We start from the raw sequence: 19091 nt of genomic DNA, 5'->3' as shown, positions 1-19091 counted from the left end.
ATTGTAATAATGTGCTAACGCTTATTTTAAGCGCATTTTGGCTGAATGTAGAAAAAATAAAAAAGACATGCAGCCGCTATAATTTTATGTAATCTGCCAATATATACCTGAGTTTTTTACTGAATTTTGTTGTTAAATCTGCAGAGATTAAAAACAAGGATAAATACTCTTATTGATATGATAAGAAGATTGATGAGATTTGTAAAGTAACTTTTTCTGCTCTTATTGAATCCAACACGCTACTATTATGTAAGAGTGCTATAATTATTAATTTATTGACTAATTATGTTTTTTATTTCACTCTACATTAAAAAATTTACTCATGCATAGTAGTAACATAGAAACTAAGAAAAAATACGAAATTGAGGGTTTACCTAAGTTTTTTAAGGATAGATCTAAAGAAATAAGTAAAGCATTTTCTAATGAAGTGCTGGAGATTAGCACCATTCGCTCAAAAAATATTACAAGTGATACGCAAGAGTTTTCATTTAAGCTCAAGCTACTGACAGAGGTAAACCCTAATACAATATTACCTCAAATAAAACATTTGATTGACTTTTTTGAAACCAGCCTTTCTCAGGAGAAAAACTTCACAGCCAATATAAAAGTAGCAAAAGAAAGTGAAGAATTATATAATAACTACCATAAAGCTAATAAAACTGTAGAAGAATTCATAAATAATGCTCCAATTCAAATCCTCATGCAGGGCATAACGATAACGCTACAAACAAACGTTAAAAACATCAACCTCAATAGCTTGCAACAAATCGAGATATTCTTGAATAAGCAGCTAAAGCATGTAGAAAAAGCCAAAAGTGAGGAGCAAAGTCAAGATACATTACAAATAGAAGAAACTGAAAATAAAAACGAAAATGTGATTGAAAAAAGAAACACGCAAGATAAACAAATTGTGCAAGGTTCGTTTGGCTACAATATAGCAAGTAACAGAAAGCAAATTACACGTGCACCAGTAATTGTTGCTACAATGCATGAAAATATTTCCTGGTTTAGGTCTCTTTTTCAGCCATTCAATTTTTTTAATACGGCACAATTCTTTTTCCCACAACTGCCCAAATTTTCTATACAGAGTAACAATATGCCACCTGGTGTTATTCCAGCACTTGACCAAGAAGAGAAAGAACCAGTGTCAGCCACTCGGATAACAGAGGGTAGTATAGGAAATTTAGTCCCTCAAGAAACAGAGCGGGATATAGGTCAAACCAGGTCGCACACAGATTATTTTAAAACTAACAGAAAAAAGAAGTCAAAAAAGCAAGCTCAAGAACTATCAGAAGAAGAAAAACAATCTATCGTAAAACAAGCTCAAAATGATGCTAGAGTAGCTATGATAGATAACCAGATTGAGCGTAGAGAAAAAAAACTCGATGAAATATTTATTGAAGTGATGAATGGATATAAAAATCAAGACCCAGAGACATTTCACAATATTTTCAACTTAATATTTAATATTGTTTACTTTCAAGATAAACAATTACATGAAGTATTAGAATCAGATGAGATATCAGAAGTGCTAGAGGTACTCAAAAGGCCACAACCTCCTAATAACTCACTTCTAGGTAAAGAATACTTACAAAAGCAAGTATATAGAAAAACAGTGCAATTGCTCAAATTAGTTTCGGGCATTCCTATACAATCTTCTCCACAGCCTCGAAATATTTCTCATGAAATTTTGCCAAGCAAAGCTGTAGAACATTTACCAAAAACAAATGAAGCTAAAACTCGATTGCCTACTAATATTGGGCTCAAATCACCATTAAAAACTGTATTTTCCTCGAAAGAGACTTATCTTTGTCTATTTTTAGTAGCAGCTTCTATATCAGCACTCTGGCTATGGCACTTGCCGCTGGGAAAAGTGTCAATTTTAAAGGAATTGGTGCCAACAGAAAAAAGGAAAAGTATCGGTCTAACATTAAACATAGGGTTACCGATATTAATTACACTGTGCGTTTTGAACCTGGCTTACTTTCTATATTCTGAATATTCTGTAGAATCTATTGAGCAGATAAGTGAAAAAGATCTTCCTTTGCACATCTAACAAATAAGATCTTTTGTGATATAATTATTTATTTTATTGCATGTTTAAAGGAATTATCCAAGATATTGGCACTATAACTGATATCACTATCCACCCTAACTCTGATCAAATCTTCCATATTGAGACACAAAATTTATCCTCTATAAACAAAGGAGATTCAATATCCTGCTCCGGAGTGTGTTTAACTGTTGTCGACATAATGAGCAATGTATTCACAGTTCAAGTATCTCAAGAAACTATGAAGGTTTCTAACTTAAATATGTGGAAAATAGGAAAAAAAATAAACCTAGAACAAGCAATGAAACTGAGTGACAGAATTGACGGCCACTTGGTTCAGGGTCATGTGGATGACACAACAGAAATTTTAACAATCAATCAAAATTTAGAATCTCATGAAATCAGACTATCATGCCCACAAGAATTAATTAAATTTATTACAAAAAAAGGTTCTGTAACGCTAGATGGAGTTTCCCTTACAGTAAATTCAGTTGTCGATCAAGAATTCACTGTGAATATAATTCCCTATACATGGAAAAACACAACTTTTCAGCATAATAAAACAGGTAATTACCTAAATTTAGAAGTTGATATGATTGCCCGGTACTTAGACCAGCTGATAAAATATCAATACAATTAATTTTACAACTTTGTTATTTACAACTATTATATCTTGAAAATCATATAGATACAAAATATGTTTTTCGATAGCCTAATTATCTTTATTATTGTCTTGTGTGTAATAATATCGATAACTAGAGGTTTTATAAAAGAGCTATGTGCATTAATGTTCTTGCTCTTATCAGTCTTTTTGACAGCTAGTTACTATGATTTTTTTATTATAAATTATAGTAAGTATTTTAACTCTAAAGTTACACAAAACATACTTTCTACAATCTCTGTATTTATTATACTTAATCTTACATTCATGACAATGAATAACTGGCTAATGTACATATTATCACCTATAAGGTTGGGATTAATGGATAGAGTTACTGGAATCTTTGTCGGAGCACTCAGAGGAATATTGCTTTCTTATGTACTATTTTTTGCTGTGCACTTATATTGCCACACAGTATATGATAAAAAAGAGGGAGAGTCTAAAATAGACGCAGAAGACATATTGCCCAATTGGATAATAAATTCACACTCTTATCAGGCTTTATTTGTGACAACAGAAGAAGTAATTAACATGTATGTACCAGAGTCATTGATACTAAAAATAAAAGAGATTGGTGAGGAAATGGTTGATCAAGAAAAACCTCAAAACAATAAAGAAAAGTGAGTGTTGATTTTCTATAGCTAAACTAGCCTAGACAGCTATTATCCACAGCAGTGCGCCATAGGTTACCAATTCCTATTACTAATCAAACAAAACTGCAAACATTGACGAATAAGTAAATCATCAAAAAAATTTAAATGTATAATTTTAGTTCATCAATGTAATAAAACAAAACTTTTTTAGTGAGTTCAAAATCTTCTAAGGTATTTCCTTCACATCTTGCTGTTATGCAGTTTTGCGTATTTGATACTCTAAGAAGCCACCAACCTTTATCATCAGTTACCTTAATTCCATCAAGCTCTGAAAATACAATGTTTTGCTGCTTTAGTGTCTCCTTGATTGATTCAATTATTTGAAATTTTTTCTCATCCTTCACCACAATTTTCACTTCATGAGTGATATATAACTTTGGTAAATCTTCAATCGCCTCAGATAGGCTTTGGTTTTTCTTAAGTAAAATGTTAATGACTTTAACAGCAGAATATAGTCCATCATCGAAGCCCAGCTCAGAGAAGAAAAAATGTCCACTCAGTTCACCGGCAAACTTTGCCTCCTCTTTTACCATCTTTTTCTTAACTAGTGAGTGTCCAGTGGCACAGGTAATTACTTGCCCCCCTAATTTGCTAACGAAATCATGCACTTTCATACTCATTTTTACGTTGGCAATAACTTTGCTTTTTGGGTGTTCCGCCAATACTTCACGTGCAAAAATCATAAACAAGTGATCATTGGAAACAACATTACCTTTATTATCAATCAAGCGTACCCTATCACCATCACCATCAAGTGCAATACCAAGATCACATTTATCTTTCTTGACAATATCTATTAACTGAGCAAGATTTTTCTCTTCTATGGGATCTGGGTCGTGCAGTGGAAACGTTCCATCGATAGAATTATTGGTTATGATGTGTATATGACTTGGTAAAACTTTTTCAATATACCTTACAATTGTTGGACTATTGCCAAAATCCCAGGCTATTTTTAGTTTTTGTGTAGTGTTATTCTTGAGTACATTTTTTAATATGTTAACGTACTCGCTATATATATTCGTGTTAATTAAGCTTCCAATTTTCGTGCTGTTTTTAATTGTACTGCCTATAATTTCCTTCATTTCTTGATCTGAGTAAACTTTTTTACTACTGAAAAATTTAAAGCCGTTATATTTTCTGGGATTATGAGAAGCAGTGATCATAATCCCAAGATCTGCATTCATTGTTGCAGCGTAGAGCATAGGTGAAGAACAGAGCCCAACGCGTATAACATTTGCACCGGATAAAATTAAGCCTCTGATTAATTCTTTTTCTATACTTGGTGAATCTATCCTGCTGTCATAGCCTACACAAACGTTAGCTGCAGTTTGACCAAATTTTCTGCCTATTTCATACCCATCACTGATCTGCAGGTCTCTGCCTACCACACCTCTAATATCGTATTTTCTTATAATAGTATTGTCCATACTGCACTTCTTGGAGTGGTTAATATATAACATTCCCGCCAAATACTCAAGTTTATTTAACTATAAGATTAGTTGATTTTTTAAGAAAATATGCTAATATTATAATATAGTTCTCTAAAAATAAAAATTATGACAAAAGAAAATTTACTTGTAACTGAAAATCAAGGTCTAGATTTAGATGAGCAGAAGAAAAATGATATTTTAAGTTTCATTAAATCTTGCAAAAATTTTCAGGATTTTATCAGAAAACTAGAAGAAGAAAATTTAATCTGGTACTTTATCAGCCCTTTACGCAAAGATGAAAACGTTAAAGAACAGATAAATTTAAAGTGGGAAAATGAGTTTCAAAAGTTTGAGCAATCAATAACTGCAGCACATAAAAAATTCGCAGAATCTCTACCAAGTGAAAATTTCTTAGTATATACAACAAAAGATAATGACTTTCAAATTAGGTTTAAAAATAAAGAAAAACCAATAGAGATTAGCACCCTTTTAAGAGCCAGTGACGAAGGCAAGGTTTATAACCTATCTTTAGGGAAAGATAGTCAAATAACTGCAACCAAAAAAGGCAGCGAAAGGCACTATGATTTTACTGGTTCAAGCTCATGTGAGATGACCATTAACTGGCAAGCTAAGGATTCTAAAGGCAATAGCATAGATTGTAGCATGACTGTAGAAGTAAATTCTAAGGGCATAAAAAGAGTGATTGGTGAACCAAAATTTGGAGGAATAACGAGTTCAGAAGAAGCATTAAAATTAGTTGAGCAGAATAAAGAAGTTTTTATCAATGGCAAAACTCTATATCAAACTTTCACTGACATGGTCAAAAGTGTGAACAATCAGCAAACACCAGCAGAGGAAACATTTACAAAAGATTCACCACAGTCAGCTACACCAAGTAGCAGTGGATATTCTTCTCTTAATACACCTTCTTCACGCAGAAGTTCTTTGTCTATTAGTAGTGAATTTAATGGTGAAGATGAAATATTTGAGAGTGATACGTTTAGTGATGAAGAAGAGAACAAACAAGAAGGAAATGAGTTAGAGGAAGAAAACACATATCTCAAGAAGGAAAACGCGGAGTTAAAAAGCCGTAATACGAAGATAACAGAAGAAGGTGAAGCAGAAGCAAGTCAATTAATCGAGGAAAAGCAAGATTTGGCAAAAGAAGTCACAAGACTTAAAGATGAATTGAAAAGAAAGGAAAAAGAGTTAGCTGAAAAGGATAAAGAGATAGATCGATTAGCACAAAAAGTAACCGTACTAGAACAAAGTCAAAAAGATAAAAATGCTAGAATAAAAGATTTAATTAATCAATTGAAAGATAAAGAAAGTGAGATTCAGTCAACAAATAGAATAAATGCGGAACTACAGGAAAAATTTAAGCAAAGTGAAGCTAAGTTAAGTACACTAGAAAAAAAGAATACAAATTTTGAAAATGATCTCAAGAAAATATTGGTAGAAGGTTCACAAGATAATCACGAAAAGCAGTTTGTAGAACAATGGATGGAAGCAAAAAATGAAAACGAAAAATTGACTGATAAAGTAAATCAATTAGCTGAAGAATTAAATCAACTGCAAAAAGAAAAGGGAAATTTAGAAAGGGAAATTTGGCAACTTAAATCTGGAAGATCACTTGCGGATGAGTTCAGTGAAGTAAATGCGAAAGTAGCTACTTCAACTCAAACTGAAGTTGAATATGAAAGTAGAAGAATCCAGGCAAGTGATCACGAAACTACAGTTCCTAAAACACAAGACCAAGGTACACAAGCTGCGGATAAATCTTCAAGCAAAAGAATTAGTAAATTAGGAAAGGAAAATAAAAGTTTGGCTAGGGACAAACTAATGATATCTGAACAATTAAAACAAAAAACAAAAGAGATTGATGAGTTAAAGAAAAATTTAAAACAATTACAAGAAGAAAACACACAACTAAGACAAAAAGCTACTAAAGGTACAGGTGTTGATGCATCATCTTCAACAGATCAAAAAAAGACTAAGGAAGAAGAAGCTCGAACAAACATACCACAAAACATTATGGATTGGCCTGTTCCAATTCCGAATGATAAACCGGAAAAACAGCAAACTCCATTAGAACCAACTAAGGTCAATACAGAACTATCAAATCCAAACACAGTTCCTGCTAAGACTACGGAAAAATCTACCCCTTTAGGATGATGAGTTTTTACTTCAACTATAGCTAATCCAAACGAGATATTATATTGCAATAATCACTAATTTTCTGTGCTTTCAAAAAAACACATCAAGCAAAATCATTTGAGAGTAAGTGGACATTGTTAGATGAATTAACCCTAACTTAAGAATCAGATATATACAATATTAGTATGTTTAATTAATAGTGAGGTTTAAAATGTCACCTAGTGAAAAAAACTCTTCAAATTTTGTTGAAACTAAGCAAGATGATCTTAAAATGATTCAAGATTCTTCATTAAATTCAGATATCATTCACGATCCCAAGAAGCTAAAAGACAGAATTATGGATCTGTTAAAAGGAGATACAGAATTCTCCAAGATGAAGCAAGGAGATAAGGCCCTTGTAGTAGGTACAGCAAGTGGATTATTTGCAGCAGTGTTACCATTTTTGGCAGTTGGTGCAACACTTGCTATACCAAGTGCTATAGTTGGTCTTACTCTATTTTTCGCTGCGAAAGTTGCTGTAAAAGCAGTTCAATCTGGATATAAAGGGCTCAAATGGTCAGCAGAAAAAACAGTTGAAGGAGCGAAGCATATTGGCGGAAAAATCAAAGATGGTGCTGTATATGCCAAGAATTCGGTAAAAGAAACTGCAAGTTCTGTAAAACAGGCAACACAAGAGAGAGCTAGCTCTACATTAAGAAAAATGGGGGATAACATTCAAAACCTTGGAAGGAAGATGAGTGATAGTGGTGCAAGCATGTCTAGTTTAGATGGCATCGCATATTCAATAGGTAATGAAGATCAAACTGTTATTTTGAAAACAAAAGAAAAAACGAGAAGTTTTAATAGTGTAAAGGAAATGTTTGTCAAGGAAGTTTTTGAAGACAAAGGTGTGAATAGCTCTGCTTTAACTAGGAAAATATTTTCTAAGCTGGGGGAAAAAATATTAGAGAAAGCTTATTCTGTTGATGGTCAACACAGTGCCAAAAAGGACCAGTTGATCAACCGATTGAAGCAGCAAATAGATTTTATCAATAAATTAGATGCTAAGAAGTTGCAACATTTGTTAGCTAAAGATAATAGCAGCCTATATGAAATTTTTTCTGAACATCATGATGAGATTAAGGAAGTTATTAAAGAATGCAAGGAAGAGCATACTCGTTTTAATACTTTAGAAAGGCTTAATAAGTCAGCAAAAAGGCATAAAGCAAGTTCTATGAATTCACTGGAAAATAGCTTATCAGGTAGTAGTTCAACGAGTTCTATAAGTACTGTTAGCAGCAAAGCAGAATTATTAAATCCTAATGAGCATAAGGAAGTAAAAGAACCTACTTCATTTTGGAGCAAGTTGTTACCATCACTAAAAGGTGGCAAAAAGCCAGAGGAAGCTACTTATATAAGATATCAAGATTCTGAGTTGGATCAGATACAATCTGCGGAGATAGGAAATAGCCGTTTTTATGTTGCTCCGGAGAAACCGCCAAGAAGCAATTCAATGGGTTCTATAAGCACTGACAGTACTGCTACAACTTCTAGCTTTGCCAGTTACCGTCGTAATTCTGATAGTGGGTTCAATTCACCAAGTTCTTCTCCGGAACATGGTATGTTCACTGAGAAAAATGGCAAGTTAAAAACCCAAGCTGACTTAAGAAAGACAGGTTCTTTGGACAAATTGGTGGGACCTTCTTCAACAGTAACTGCTGAAGTCGATGTAGAGCATCAAGCTCCAAAAATGAAGATATAGAGAGTAAACAAAACTATCTATCTTCTTAAAAAAGATGTTACTCAGTGAGTAACATCTTTTTTTCATTTGATCAAAAACATTCGCTTATTTAAGATCAGTTTTCTAGCACTGGGCCAATTATGGAGTTTCTTTTGCCTTTTTTCTAGGTTATGCAAGAAACTTGAAAAATAAAATTTTTATTCAATAATTTGTGTATAAGGGATATCATTTTACTGCTAGCGAAATAAACCAGAATGAAGTCTATTTTATTGACAAGGCCTTTATTAGATTCGTTGAGCACAAGAAGCACGCTAAAAAAATATGGATACAAAGTTTTTATAGAGCCAGTATTCACAATAAAGTACTTAAATCCTGATATATCCGCGCACGAATTTGATGTTGTGATATCTACAAGTAAAAACAGTGTAAAGGCTTTCAGTCAAATATGCAAAGAGGATAACTTTTCGATTATTACAGTTGGTAATTCAACTATGCAGGCTGCAAAAAATTTGGGATTTTCCGATATAATCTCAGCAGACAGCAACGTTGATGGTCTGATATCATTCATAAAATCTCATTATTCAAATGCAATAAAGTTCTTATATATAAGGGGACAAGAAGTATCATGTGACCTAAAAAAAAGATTATCTGAAGAAGGTTTTAACGTAAGAGAAGTTGTACTCTATAAAACAATTACTAAAAGGAGTCTAACTAATAGGTGTAAAAATTTACTATTGGACGGTAAAATTGATAGCGTTGCTTTTTTTTCCTCACAAACTGCAAGGGTATTTTGTTCATTAGTTCTAAAAAGTGGGCTATCTCCTGTGATGAATAATACAATTGCATATACCATGAGTAAAAACATTGCTGATAGTTTAAAGTTAATCAAGTGGAAAAAAATTATAACATCGAGGTTGCCCACAGGGGAGAGTTTAATTGATATAATTAATAAGGATTGTTGATGCTAAAGATTGCAACTTGGAATGTAAACTCCATACGTAAAAGAATTAACCAACTTTGTAGTTTTATAGTTGATAGTCAGATAGATATAGTTTTGCTGCAAGAGATAAAATGTACAGAAGAGCAATTTCCTTATGCAGAGATAGAAAAGTTAGGATATGAATATGCTGTCTATGGACAGGTTGCAAGAAATGGTGTTTGTGTTTTATCTAAATATCTAATACTGGAAAAATTAAAAATTGATATTGTAGAGAGTCATCAAGAAGCACGTTATATAGAGTGTGTGATAAAACACTCCAATAATAAGGTAAGGGTAGGAAGTGTATACGTTCCAAACGGTCAAAGCCCAGACTCTCATACTTTTGAGTATAAACTCAAGTTTTTTGATAACCTATATGAAAGGATGGGCACTTTGTTGAAAAATGAAGAGTTAACTATTATAGCTGGCGATTATAATGTTGCACTGGATGAAATTGATGTTTTTGATTCAAATTTATTAAATGGCCAAGTGTGCTTTCATATAAAAGAGCGTGAGAAATTAAGAGCGATCTTGAATCTTGGTTTTAAAGATGCATTTAGAATATCTCACCTCAACTTACAACAATTCACTTGGTGGAATTATAAAGGCAATTCACTCAGAAACAATCAAGGAATGCGAATAGATCATATGCTGCTATCGCCACAAGCTGCAGATAAATTGGAAACATGTTACATAGATGATAGGTTGCGTAAACTAGAAAACCCATCTGATCATACTCCTGTTGTATGTGTTATAAAACAATAAAAGACCTATTACACAATTCACCTTTGGCAAATAGGTCTTACTTGACTGCTGTCTTTTCTGTGCTTTTGGCTGGCTGATCTATAGTAATTTTTCCATCAAGCATAGTAAGCTGCTCACCCCCTTTATTTCCCACCTGAGGAGCTTGTTCCGGAGTAGGTTGTTTTTTACTCCCGTCAGCAATTGTTTCAAGAGAGCTTTCAATTGGGGTTTTTAAAATATCATCAATACCCTTGCGAATTTTTTCATTCAATTTTGCTCTCTTTTCTGTATCATCTTTATCTGGTGAGCTAGGGTCATATAAAGTACCTGGCCTATTATTTGAAAAAAGAACTTCAATTCCTCCCTTTACAGCAAATATTGTACCAATAACAGCAGCAACTATCGCAAGTGTAGTAGGACCAAAAATTAATATTGAAGCAATGGAAAAAAGAATAGGAAGAAAAACCTTACGTAAGCACTTTGTTACCATCTCTTGATCACTAAGTAGTGGTTCATCCTCTTCTTTTTTATCTCCACCTAAAAATGGTATTTTTTCTTTCACTCCATCCATAAAGGAGCCAGAAATATTTTTCGGGTCTATTTTTATTCCCAATGGGAACCCAACAAGTTTTATTAGTAAATCTTTAGCTTCTGTACCACGTACATCATCTAAGCATTCCTCTACTACTTGCTTTACTTTACTATCTTCCTCTCCAGCCAATTTTTTCTCTCTAACTTCTTTAAATATAGAAAGTAAAAACTGACAAAAATTCTCTTCACTGAGTGGTCTTATTTTTTCCGGATTGACATTAGTTAGTAGTATCTTCTTATAAGCTAATATAAAATAATCAGTTATTCCTTTGCTCTCCTTTAATTTGGCTTTAACTTCTAATACTTTTACAAAGTAATCGTAAATTTCCTTATGTTCCTTCTTGAAGAGCATCTCATTTTGCCCGGTCACCTGAGTAGATGACTCTAAAGGCTTATTTTTTGCTTTTGGAACTGTCATAACGATCTATTTGTACTAACCTATGCTATAATTATAGCATATTTTTCGCATTAATTCAAATTTCTTAGAACCTGTCTTGAAAGGGAAAAAAGAAAAGAATAAAGCAAGAAATAGAAAAGTAACAAATGATAAGGGAATGTAAAAAATTGCTTCCATATATTTTAAATCTGATTATAATTACAGTTAGAGATATTTTAAGAGCTCAAAATCTATCTTTGTCTGCAGACTTTTCAGTCAAATTTTTAATCAAAAAGCGTAGCGTATCTTCTTTAGTGCATGTAAATATGCTTAATCTCTGTTGTATGTGCACTGCACTTTTTTCTAATCTTTTTTTACACAGGGGGATTTTATGTCCAGAATTCCAGATATTTGACCTTTACTTTAGCTAAAAACCAATAGGCGCCTATTGTTTAACGCTAATTAAAATAAAAATTTTTCTAATATATAGAAAAATCACTGTTTACTGAAAACGGGGCAAGAAAGCTGCTAATGTCACAGAATTTTAGGTAAACGTTGTTTGCTTAACGTGCTCTCCTTACTTCAAGAACTCTTTAATATGACTACTATTATACTTGCGAAATTAACCACTCAAGGCATCCGTTCAGGGGTGTGGCAAAATAAGGTAAAAGTGAATTTACAACAATAAGGCAGTGCCCAGACACTGGAATCCAGCCTTTTGTAGTCTCATTGAAAGCGTTGCTTTTAATATCTATGATTAGGTTGCTTGTGAGCACCAGTGTCAAGCACTGGGATGACATTATTTTTGCTTCAATATTTACACATTAGCCATGCATCTGAACAGATACTACTTAAGTCCTTTCAAGACAGGTTCTTAGGGTCTACGGTATAATTAAGAAAAGCCCCAGTTGTCGCTAATTTTTATTTCTACTTCAAGTGGTATAGAGATTTCTATCGCATTTTCCATTACATCTTTCATAAGTTTTGCTGTTTCTTGTACCTTGTCGTCCTCTACTTCAACTAGTAGCTCATCGTGGACTTGGAGGATTATTTTACCTGTTTTCAATTGATCAAAAAGCTGAATCATTGCAAGTCTTATTATATCAGCGGCGGTTCCTTGCAGCGGCGCATTGATTGCTGCCCTTTCTGCAAATTGTCTTAGATAAGGAATTTTATTGTTTATGTCTCTTACAAAACATCTTCTACCAAACAAAGTCTCTACATAACCATGATTTCTCGCGATAGATACTGCTTTTTCCATATAGACCTTTATTTCTGGGTAACAAGAAAAATAGTAATTAATGTATTCAGCAGCCTCTTGAAAGGTAATTCCAAGTCGCTTTGCAAGGCCAAATGGACTAATTCCATATATAATTCCAAAATTAATGGTTTTTGCTTTGCGTCTTAATTGCTCATCTATTTCTCGAACTCCAAAAACTTGTCTTGCGGTGATATCATGAATATCTTCCCTATTTGCAAAAGCTTCTTTAAATGCCGCAACATCTGCCACATGTGCCAGGAGTCTTAATTCTATTTGCGAATAGTCGGCAGAAATTATTCTGCACCCTTTTGGCGCAATAAACGCTTGCCTGATAAGACTACCTTCTTCGCTTCTGATAGGAATATTTTGTAAATTAGGATTGCTAGAGCTCAGCCTTCCAGTTGCAGTCACAGTTATTGAAAAGCTTGTATGTATCCTACCATCAAGCGGATCAACCTGTTTTATTAACGCGTCAGTATAGGTACCCTTTAATTTACTTAAATGTCGCCAACTTAAAATTTTACCTGCGATTTCTGTCCCCTCCTCTTCAAGTGCCTCTAGAACTTCAGAGTTTGTGCTATAAGACCCAGATTTTGACTTTTTCTTTTTACTTAGCTCCATTTTATTAAATAAAACATCACTTAATTGTTTTGGCGATGCAATGTTGAATTTTTCTCCTGCTAAATTATGTATATCGTTTTCAAATACAGCAATTAGCTGCTCAAACTTATCAGACAATTCCTGTAGTTTTTGAATATTGAGCAGTATTCCATTTTTCTCCATATCAAATATTACTTTCATGAGAGGCTTGTCAAAGCGCTCGTAAATCGTAAAAAGTTTTTCCTGAAATAATCTTTGTGTCAGTTTCTCATGGATCGCTATCAAAGTTTTTGCCGAAAAAATTTCTTCATTCTCACTCAAATTATGTGCAATTATATTTGGAACACTGTGATCGTGTTTTCCTGTGTCAAGACTGTATGACATGATCATCAAGTCATCAATTGAGTCTAGCACTCTCTCTATTGTAGGAAATATTTCTCTGATCTTTCTAATATCATGTACTATTTTAAGCACCCCATTTGAAAATAAAGTTGAATTCATTATAGTGAGTGCATCTTGTAGGCAGCTTTGATCTATGTAGAAAATATTATCTTCACTGCAAGATAAGGAGATTTCGTTCAATCTATTGTTTTCAAAGTGGCAATGAATTGCAATTTTACCTTCATATCTGCAATGCTCCAAAAATTTTTCTAATTCTTCACTACTATATTCTGTTTTCTCTTTTGTGCTGAATCCACTATAAGAAAAAAGCTTTTCTACTTTTCCTATCAATGAATTAAATTCATATTTCTTCAAAAAGGATAACAATTTTTCCATATTTGGAGGATGGACTTCATATTTTACAATATCATGTTGAAGATCTACTTTTTTGCATAGTGACAAAAGTTCTCTTGAAATTAGTGCTTTTTCCTTATGCTCAGTAAGAATATTACGAACTCTTGTTTGCTCAATGTTATTGATGTTTTCTATAATGTTATCCAATGAATCAAATTCATCTAGTAATTTAGCTGCAGTCTTTGGCCCTATTCCTGGAACGCCTGGAATGTTATCAGATGCATCTCCAGTTAGAGAAAATAAATCAAGAAGCTTGTGTGAATTTACACCAAATTTTTCTATCACTTGTTTTTCATCTATGTATATATTTTTGATAGGATCAAATATTAAAATGTTGTAATTCAAAAGTTGAAATAAGTCTTTATCTGATGAGACTACTACTACTTTAAAGTCTTCGTGGTTGGCATATTTTGCAGCTAGTGTTGCAATTATGTCATCTGCTTCATAGCCTTCAATCTCTTCATAGCTGAAGTTAAAAGCTTCCACCGCTTCTCTCAGTATTGTAAATTGTGGAATTAGATCCTCAGGAGGCGTTACTCTGTTTGCTTTATACTCAGAATATAAATCGTGCCTAAAATTTTTTTTGCCAGAGTCAAGTGCTATAGTTAAGTAGTCCGAGTGGACAATGTATTTAAGAACCATATTCAGAAAACCATATACAGCACCTATTGGAATACCAGTTGTGGTAGTTAAATGATGCAAAACATAATAAGCTCTGAAAAGAAAACCGTAACCATCAATGATCGTGAAAGTCTTTTCTTTCATTTTAGATATTTGAGTGTGCCTTTGATAATCTATTATTTAGCTACAAAAATCAAGTTCTTGCTTCCTATAGCTAAAATGCTATAGTTACTATAAGAAGGCATATTACATAAGATAGTTAATTATTCTGCCACAATTTTGCTCTATCACACTTGCCATATTTAATATTCCAGCTTCATCGTAATAATTTCCAATTACTTGCAAGGCAAGCGGTAAGCCCTCATTGGAGAGTCCAACAGGAATAGAGATAGCAGGCAATCCAGCCAAGCTTGCCGGCACCGTAAACACATCATTAATGCACATAATTAATGGATCTGGCTTTTCATTCAAGCCGAAAGCTTCTGTTGGAGCAGATGGAACAAGTATGTAATCTATTTTTTCAAATGCTTTTATAAAATCATTTCTGATTAATGCCCTAATGCACTGTGCTTTTTCATAATACTCATTGTAATGACCTGAAGAAAGAGCATAAGAACCAATTAAAATTCTCCTTTTCACTTCTTTACCAAAACCTTCTGCTCTTGTTAGCGAATACATTTCTTCAAGGGTATCAGCATCAACCCTGAATCCATAACGTACACCATCATAGCGAGCAAGATTAGATGAAGTTTCAGCAGAACAAATTAGATAGTAAACCGGTATCGCATATTTAGTATGAGGCAGAGTAATGTCAACAACTTCAGCACCATTTTCTTTTAAATTGGAAGAAACTTTTTCCCAATTATGAACTATTTCATCTGAAATTCCATCCATCTTATACTCTTTTGGTATACCAATGCGCTTACCCTTAATATCACCATTTATAAAACTGGAAAATTTAGGCACTGTCCTTTTGCTCGATGTTGAATCTTTTTCATCATAGCCACAAATTATTTCAAGCATTAATGCTGAATCAGAAACGGAACGAGTAATTACTCCTGCTTGATCGAGAGAACTCGCAAACGCAATCATACCAAAACGCGAACACCTTCCATAAGTTGGCTTTATTCCCACTACTCCGCAATAAGCTGCTGGTTGACGTACAGACCCACCAGTATCGCTTCCTAATGCTCCAGCGCATAAAAACCCAGCAACTGATGCTGCAGATCCACCAGATGATCCACCAGGAACAACTTTTTCTCCGTCACTTTTTCTAATCCATACATTTTTAACAGGACCAAAATAGCTATTTGTGTTCGCAGAACCCATAGCAAACTCATCCATATTAAGTTTACCAAGCATGGCTGCTCCATTTTTTAAAAGCAAGTTAGATACCGTAGATTCATAAGTCGGGATGAAATTTTCCAGCATTTTTGAGCATGCCGTTGTTTTTATTCCTTTTGTACAGAATAAATCTTTAACACCAACTGGTATGCCCATAAGTGATGAAATATTATCTTTTTGTTTCAAAAAGTATTCATCTGCTATTTTAGCAGCTTTTATCGCGATTTCTGGGGTTTTTGTTACAAATGCATTTAGTTGCTCATTTTCAACTGCACTAACATGCGTTTCTACAAGCTCAACAGCAGAAAAATCCCCCCGCCTTAGTCCATCATGCATCTCTGTAATAGTGAGCCTTCTCAATTCATTCATTAATATTCAATGTTAGCGAGGCATTAATTATAACAACAATAGGACAGAAAATCTATATATTTATGATCGAAAACGGGAATACAACCGAGATCAATTCAGATTTCTGAAATGGATTGGTTAGTAGTACGTTTTAAATAGCCGGTTTGGCACACAATGCTAAGCCATAAGGGTTTAGCGTTTCTAAAATCAAATATCAACATCATGCACGTTAAGTGCATTGTTATTTATAAAGTCACGACGTGGTTCAACTATATCACCCATTAACACCGAAAATATACTATCTGCTTCTTCACAATCTTTTATTTCAACTTTTAACAGAGTTCTAGTTTCTGGATTGAGTGTAGTTTCCCAAAGCTGATCAGCATTCATTTCACCAAGGCCTTTAAATCTCTGCAGAGTTAAACCTTTTTTACCATAATCCATCACTATTTTTGCGAGTGCACTTGGAGACTTTATTTTTATTTCAGTTTCTTGCGACTGTAAAAATGAATCACCATTAAATAAGTCAATTATGTTATCAAGAGAACTCAATATATTCCGTATTTCTTTACTTTCAAGCATACTAAGCGAGAATACATATTTGTCTGCTAACCCTTGAAACAATTTAGCAATGTGAATTTCCTCATCTTTTACTTCTACTTCCCAATTATATTCACTATACATCAATTTTAAATATTTTAATATCTCATCAGCAGACAATAGAGCATTCTTTTTGCTTAAAATTAGCAATGATTCTAAGAGATCTTTTGGTATTTCCCTATCATAATTTTTGCTAATGTTTGAAATACTGAGGCACTTATTCAAAACGAAACGCAAATCTTTGCCTACACCATTTAATGTTAATCTTTTAATCGCTGAATTTACTATATACTCTTCAAAAGTTTCATCATCTTTGATATAAGTATCTTTAGCATTTTTTGTAACTTTATAGAGCGGTGGCTGCGCTATGTATAAATATCCTTTCTCAATTACTTCACGCATATGTCTAAAAAAGAAAGTTAGAATCAAAGTTCTTATATGCGAGCCATCAACGTCTGCGTCTGTCATAATGATAATTTTATGATACCTAGTTTTTTCAATATCGAAGTGCTCACTCCCTATTCCAGCCCCAATTGCCGTGATCAGAGAGCCAATTTCTGCAGATGAAAAAATACGATCCAGCCCTGCACGTTCTACGTTTAGAATTTTCCCTCTTAAAGCAAGTACCGCCTGTGTTTTACGATTACGTCCCTGCTTTGCAGTACCACCTGCGGAATTACCCTCTACTATAAACAATTCCGATAACTCAGGAACTTTTTCCTGACAATCGGCAAGCTTTCCCGGTAGAGTTGCAATATTAATATTGTTTTTATTTTTAACTAACTCTCGTGCTTTTCTTGCGGCTTCTCTTCCTTTTGCTGACCTAATCGCTCTTTCTACTATACTTGCTGCTAACTTGGGGTCAGTTTCAAGTATTGTACTCAACTTGTCAAAAACTATGCTCTCTACAACTGCCCGCGCTTCAGAACTGACCAATTTATCTTTTGTCTGTGAAGAAAATTTAGGATCAGGCATCTTGAGAGATAAAACACAAGTTAAGCCTTCTCTAACATCTTCTCCAGTCAAATTCACTTTTGCCTTCTTCAAAAAACCTTCATTGTTTGCATAGTTATTGATACATCTGGTTAGTGCAGATCTAAACCCTGCCAAATGCGTACCACCATCCCGTTGTCTTATATTATTTGTGAAGCATAGCATATTCTCATAGTAGGAATCATTCCACTCCATTGATATTTCTACACTGGTACCTAGATCTTTTACATTATCTCTAATGCTGGCAATTTTAGTAACATGTGTCTTATTCTTGTCTAAGTACCGTACAAAATTAGCTGTACCAAAATTATCTTCAGACTCTTTACTATCGTTAAAATGAGACTCTACATGTGGTTTATTACGGAGATCACGCAAAATGATCTCAATATTTGAGTTTAAAAATGCCAATTCTCTGATGCGACTCTCAAGAGTGGAGTAACTAAAATCAATACTACTAAAAGTCCCCGTTGATGGCATAAACGTTACTCTAGTTCCTCTTTTATTTGTGTTTTCATTAATTATCTTTAAAGATTCAATAGACTCACCATCTTCAAAGCGCATAAAATGTTCTTTTTTATTGCGCCAGATGGTTAATTCCAGCCAACTTGATAATGCATTCACAACTGAAATTCCAACACCATGTAATCCTCCGGAAACCTTATAGGTATTGCTGTCAAATTTACCTCCTGCATGCAATTGGGTCATTATTACTTCTGCTGCCGATATTCCTTCCTCTGGATGAATGTCTGTTGGAATGCCACGACCGTTGTCGGTTACAGAAACTGAACCATCTTCATTTATGCTAACTTCAATCTTACTACAATAACCAGCTAAAGACTCATCTATCGCATTATCAACAACCTCATACACCATATGGTGCAAGCCTGATCCATCATCAGTGTCACCAATATACATACCTGGACGCTTTCTTACAGCATCAAGACCTCTTAGGATTTTTATTGCGTCGGCGTTGTAGTTACTTTCCATGGAATTGCTTTATTTATAAATATTAATTAATATTACATTTGTATGTGCTGATTAGCAACATCTTTAAGTTGAGAGAAGGATCCTTGACATGTAGATAAAACATAACATATCACCTACACGCAGTGGTTTTACATGTTATTTCAATACATAAACTTAAGTTCAAATAATCATACAAAAC

At 33.7% G+C, this 19091-nt stretch carries 12 protein-coding genes; 7 read left to right on the top strand and 5 right to left on the bottom strand.

The window, feature by feature from the left end; genetic code table 11:
- Positions 1–322: 322 nt before the first annotated feature.
- Genes ABWU65_RS05720 through ABWU65_RS05710 form a run of 3 tightly spaced genes read left to right on the top strand, consistent with a single transcriptional unit; the run spans position 323 to position 3338 of the window.
- Positions 323–2056, top strand: coding sequence for a hypothetical protein (locus ABWU65_RS05720; protein ID WP_007302504.1), 1734 nt, complete (start codon positions 323–325; stop codon positions 2054–2056).
- Between the two features lie 40 nt (positions 2057–2096).
- A complete protein-coding gene (locus tag ABWU65_RS05715; RefSeq protein WP_007302503.1) occupies positions 2097–2693 on the top strand; it encodes a riboflavin synthase in 597 nt (198 codons plus the stop codon).
- A 57-nt stretch (positions 2694–2750) separates the two neighbouring features.
- Positions 2751–3338, top strand: coding sequence for a CvpA family protein (locus tag ABWU65_RS05710; protein WP_007302502.1), 588 nt, complete (start codon positions 2751–2753; stop codon positions 3336–3338).
- A gap of 130 nt (positions 3339–3468) precedes the next feature.
- On the opposite strand, the gene ABWU65_RS05705 is transcribed toward ABWU65_RS05710, so the two are convergent.
- Entirely contained in the window at positions 3469–4794 is a 1326-nt protein-coding gene (locus ABWU65_RS05705; RefSeq protein ID WP_264685500.1) for a phosphomannomutase/phosphoglucomutase, read from the bottom strand.
- 129 nt (positions 4795–4923) lie between these two features.
- Between ABWU65_RS05705 and ABWU65_RS05700 the strand changes: the two genes are divergently transcribed.
- The 4 genes from ABWU65_RS05700 (at position 4924) to ABWU65_RS05685 (ending at position 10418) form a co-directional block, all read left to right on the top strand.
- A complete protein-coding gene (locus ABWU65_RS05700) occupies positions 4924–6972 on the top strand; it encodes a hypothetical protein (RefSeq protein ID WP_007302500.1) in 2049 nt (682 codons plus the stop codon).
- 193 nt (positions 6973–7165) lie between these two features.
- Positions 7166–8695, top strand: a complete 1530-nt coding sequence (locus tag ABWU65_RS05695) for a hypothetical protein (RefSeq protein WP_007302499.1) — start codon at positions 7166–7168, stop codon at positions 8693–8695.
- A 233-nt stretch (positions 8696–8928) separates the two neighbouring features.
- The gene (locus ABWU65_RS05690) at positions 8929–9636 is read left to right on the top strand and encodes a uroporphyrinogen-III synthase (protein ID WP_264376735.1); all 708 of its coding nucleotides are present in this window, start codon (positions 8929–8931) and stop codon (positions 9634–9636) included.
- Positions 9636–10418 (top strand): exodeoxyribonuclease III, encoded by a 783-nt coding sequence (locus ABWU65_RS05685; RefSeq protein WP_353280442.1) that lies wholly within the window; start codon positions 9636–9638, stop codon positions 10416–10418. Before ABWU65_RS05690 ends, ABWU65_RS05685 begins: the two co-directional genes overlap by 1 nt.
- Positions 10419–10455: 37 nt before the next feature.
- Here the strand turns inward: ABWU65_RS05685 and ABWU65_RS05680 are convergent, their stop codons facing one another.
- From ABWU65_RS05680 to gyrB, 4 genes are all read right to left on the bottom strand, one after another.
- On the bottom strand, positions 10456–11406 hold the full coding sequence (locus ABWU65_RS05680) for a hypothetical protein (RefSeq protein ID WP_007302496.1): 951 nt from the start codon (positions 11404–11406) through the stop codon (positions 10456–10458).
- 850 nt (positions 11407–12256) lie between these two features.
- The gene (gene polA, locus ABWU65_RS05675; RefSeq protein ID WP_353280440.1) at positions 12257–14785 is read right to left on the bottom strand and encodes a DNA polymerase I; all 2529 of its coding nucleotides are present in this window, start codon (positions 14783–14785) and stop codon (positions 12257–12259) included.
- Between the two features lie 102 nt (positions 14786–14887).
- Positions 14888–16354, bottom strand: a complete 1467-nt coding sequence (gatA, locus tag ABWU65_RS05670) for an Asp-tRNA(Asn)/Glu-tRNA(Gln) amidotransferase subunit GatA (RefSeq protein ID WP_353280438.1) — start codon at positions 16352–16354, stop codon at positions 14888–14890.
- 186 nt (positions 16355–16540) lie between these two features.
- Entirely contained in the window at positions 16541–18913 is a 2373-nt protein-coding gene (gyrB, locus tag ABWU65_RS05665) for a DNA topoisomerase (ATP-hydrolyzing) subunit B (RefSeq protein WP_052264704.1), read from the bottom strand.
- Positions 18914–19091 lie beyond the last annotated feature (178 nt).

Source organism: Wolbachia endosymbiont (group B) of Silvanus unidentatus (assembly GCF_964028615.1).
Taxonomy (GTDB): Bacteria; Pseudomonadota; Alphaproteobacteria; order Rickettsiales; family Anaplasmataceae; genus Wolbachia.
Note: the sequence above shows the minus strand (reverse complement) of the source record. Positions and strands in the feature narration are given on the sequence as shown.